This window comes from Protofrankia sp. CiP1_Cm_nod3 (assembly GCF_982290655.1).
On the sequence record NZ_CEVIVD010000103.1, the window covers coordinates 13,513 to 16,889 of the forward strand.

Here is a 3,377-nt window from a genome sequence, read left to right on the forward strand (position 1 = left end):
TCGCCGCCGCAAGCTGCCTGGCGGCCACCGCCAGGGCGTCGGCGTCCCGCGCGGCGATCACGACCCGATCACGGCCTTGGCCCCTTCGGCGGCCAGCGACCTGGCGATGGCCCGCCCGATGCCACGGCTGCCACCGGTCACGATCGCGCGCCGCCCGTCCAGCCGTAGATCCATGCCCGGCTCCGCCTGGTCTCGCCAGATCCATGCCCGGCTCCGCCTGGTCTCGTCCGATCCATGCCCGGCTCCGCCTGGTCTCGTCCGCGAGGTCCTGATTGAGTCTGACCCCGCGTGAGGTTACATTCATGCGGTGCGCACAGGGCGTCGGCTGCCAGCGATGATTCTCGACCCGTTCTGGATCTCGCGCCGCGCGCACCATTTCGACCAGATCTGTTGCTGATCCCGAAAGCCCGGTGAGCGTGGCGGCGGAACGGCAGCTGCCCACCGGACCGGTTCCCCGCTGACAGCTGTCAGGCCCGGACCGTCCATCGGCGGCAGCGCGCGGAACCGGAGCCGGCCAGCACGGTGCTGCTCCTCCCGGCTCTCCCCCGCTTCTCCTGCCGTACCGCGCTTTATCGCCGCGGCTTCCCCGCGGGGCCGCGGCCTTCGCGACGGGTCGCGCACCGCCCCATGGCGGCGCGTCGTGCGCGGCGTCGTGTACGGCGGGGTGGCAGGGCTCCGGCAGACGGCCCGCACCTCATGCAGCGCATGCAGCGCATGCACCAACACCCATTTTGGTCACTTTATGTAACCATCGACGCTCGCGCCCGTCCTGTCGCCAGGAAGCGCCGGCCAGCATCGGGCGGCCCCGGACGGTCTCGGCGGCGTCGCTGGTCGCGGCCGTGACCGTGCCCGACGGCTTTCCAGGAGAAGGCAGCTGATGAAGACCAGATTGTTCGCCGGCGCGGCAGCCCTGGCGCTGGCGGTGCTCACGGCCTGCGGCTCGGACGCCTCCGGCGGCGCGGCGGACCCGGCAGCCACCACGGCCGGCAGGCCCAGCCCGGACGCCACCCTGACCGTCGGGCTCGTTCTCGAGCCGGGCAGCCTCGACATCACCAGGGCCTCCGGCGCCGCCATCGGCCAGATCCTGCTCAACAACGTCTACCAGGGGCTGCTCCAGCGGGACGGCTCCGGCGTCATCACCCCGGCGCTGGCCACGTCCTACAAGGTCTCGGAAGACGGGAAGACCTACACCTTCACGCTGCGGGACGGCGTGACCTTCCATGACGGCTCACCGCTGCGTGCCGCCGACGCGGTGGCCTCCCTGAGCCGGGCCAGCGCGCCGGGATCGGTCAATCCCAACGCCGCCGACCTGGCCTCGGTGGCCTCGGTGACCGCGCCCGACGAGAAGACCGTCGTGCTCACCCTGAAGGACCGCGACACCAACCTGACCTACCGGCTCACCGGCGCCGCCGGCGTCATCGTCCGGGAGGGCGCCACCGATCTGGAGAGCAGGCCGGTCGGCACCGGCCCGTTCCGGTTCGACAGCTGGCGGCACGGCGACAGCGTCACGCTCGTGCGCAACGACCGGTACTGGGGGCCGAAGGCCGGCGTCGCCCGGGTGGTCTTCCGCTACCTCACCGACCCGAACGCGCAGAACAACGCGGTGCGGACCGGGCAGGTCGACATCGGCACCATCACCGACATCGAACTGGTCAACTCCTACCAGGGCAACCCGAACTTCGCCGTCTCCACGGGCACGAGCAGCGACAAGATCACTCTCGGGTTCAACCACTCGCGCGCCCCGCTGTCCGACGCGCGGGTCCGGCACGCGATCCGGCAGGGCATCGACAAGGACGGACTGATCAAGATACTCGGCGGCGGCACCCGGATCGGCAGTTCCGTCCCGCCGCTGGACCCCTGGTACGAGGACCTCACCGGAATCGACAGGTACGACCCGGCGAACGCCCGCAAGCTGCTCGCCGACGCCGGCCACGCCGGCGGGCTGACCCTGGGCCTGACGGTCGCGAACATCTACCCGCCGGCCATCGCCGAGTACGTGCGCTCCCAGCTCCAGGACATCGGGATCACGGTACGGATCACCAGCGTCGAGTTCCCCACCTGGCTGACCCAGGTGTACCGGAACGCCGACTACGACCTGAGCATCGTCGACCACGCCGAACCGCGGGACCTGGGCAACTACGCGAAGCCGGGCTACTACTGGCGCTACGACAGCCCGGCCGCCCAGCAGGACTACCGGGCCGCGGTGACGGCGGCTTCGGACGCCGAGCGTGACCAGAACCTGCGCAGGCTCGCCCGGCAGATCTCCGAGGACGCGGCCAGCGACTGGCTGCTGCTCGGCCCGGCCCGGCAGGTCGTGCGGGCCGGTGTCACCGGCTACCCGACCAACAACCTGTCGTCCCTCTACGACGTCTCGAAGATCGAGATCAGGAAGTCCTGAGCCGGCCGGCCGCCGTCGTGTTCGACGCCCACTCCTGACGCGGAGGGTGTCAATTCTGATACGTAAAGTCATTGCACGGAGGATGTGGGGAGTGCGGAGGGCGGGCCCATGGCGGTGATCATGCTGCGGCGCCTCGTCCTGCTGGCCGGGTCGCTGGTCATCGCGAGCCTGCTCGTCTTCCTGCTGCTGCGGCTGCTGCCCGGCGACGTGGCCGACGTGATCGCGGGGACCACGGCCGCCCGGAGCAGGTCGCCAGGATCCGCCACCAGCTCGGCGTCGACCGGCCGTTGGCCACCCAGTACGCCAGCTGGGTCGGCGGTGTCCTCACCGGTGACTTCGGCGTCTCGGCGGTGAACGGGGTGTCCGTGTCGGCGCAGCTCGGCGAGAAGCTGACGGTGACCGCGCCGCTGGTGGCCGGCGCGATCATCCTGGCCGTCGCGGCCGCGCTGCCGCTCGGGATCATCGCGGCGGCCCGGCACCGGCGGGCCGACGGGCTGGCCCTGTCCACGCTCGGCCAGCTCGGCATCGCGGTGCCCAGCTTCTGGGTGGGGCTGATGCTCATCACCCTGTTCGCGGTCGAGTGGGGGGTGCTGCCCGCCGGCGGGTTCCCGCCGGACGGCTGGGACGACCCGGCGGCGGCCGTGCGCGCACTGGCGCTGCCCGTGGCCACCCTGGCGCTGGTGGAGGGCGCGGTGCTGATGCGGTTCACCCGCTCGGCGACGCTGGAGGTGCTGCACGCGGACTTCATCCGCACCGCCCGGGCGAAGGGGCTGACCCGCGGCCGGGCGCTGCTGCGGCACGGGGTCCGCAACGCGGCCGGGCCGGTCCTGTCCGTGCTGGGCCTGGAGTTCGCCACCCTGCTCGCCGGCACGGTCGTGATCGAGAACGTGTTCGCGCTGCCCGGCGTCGGGCAGATGCTGATCGTCGACATCGGCAACCGCGACCTGGTCAAGGTCCAGGGCACGGTCCTGCTGATCAC

The 3,377-nt window shown here is 71.6% G+C and carries 3 protein-coding genes and 1 pseudogene; 3 read left to right on the forward strand and 1 reads right to left on the reverse strand.

Features of this window, described 5'->3' with window-relative positions; genetic code table 11:
* Positions 1 to 174: pseudogene (locus AC5LUJ_RS17625) on the reverse strand (SDR family NAD(P)-dependent oxidoreductase); the annotation flags it as partial.
* A 703-nt stretch (positions 175 to 877) separates the two neighbouring features.
* On the opposite strand from AC5LUJ_RS17625, the gene AC5LUJ_RS17630 reads away from it, so the two are divergent.
* From AC5LUJ_RS17630 to AC5LUJ_RS17640, 3 genes are all read left to right on the forward strand, one after another.
* Positions 878 to 2,398 carry an ABC transporter substrate-binding protein gene (locus tag AC5LUJ_RS17630; protein ID WP_250292152.1) on the forward strand — a complete coding sequence of 507 codons (1,521 nt, stop codon included), beginning with the start codon at positions 878 to 880 and terminating at the stop codon, positions 2,396 to 2,398.
* Positions 2,399 to 2,506: 108 nt separating this feature from the next.
* Positions 2,507 to 2,752 carry a hypothetical protein gene (locus AC5LUJ_RS17635; RefSeq protein ID WP_493465320.1) on the forward strand — a complete coding sequence of 82 codons (246 nt, stop codon included), beginning with the start codon at positions 2,507 to 2,509 and terminating at the stop codon, positions 2,750 to 2,752.
* The coding region (locus tag AC5LUJ_RS17640; RefSeq protein WP_493465319.1) for an ABC transporter permease at positions 2,656 to 3,377 on the forward strand (722 nt) is incomplete at its 3' end. The genes AC5LUJ_RS17635 and AC5LUJ_RS17640, both read left to right, overlap by 97 nt.

Excerpts from the sequence above, each read along its gene's own strand:
- AC5LUJ_RS17630 (WP_250292152.1), top strand. The coding sequence starts at position 878 with ATGAAGACCAGATTGTTCGCCGGCGCGGCAGCCCTGGCGCTGGCGGTG.
- AC5LUJ_RS17635 (WP_493465320.1), top strand. The coding sequence starts at position 2,507 with ATGGCGGTGATCATGCTGCGGCGCCTCGTCCTGCTGGCCGGGTCGCTG.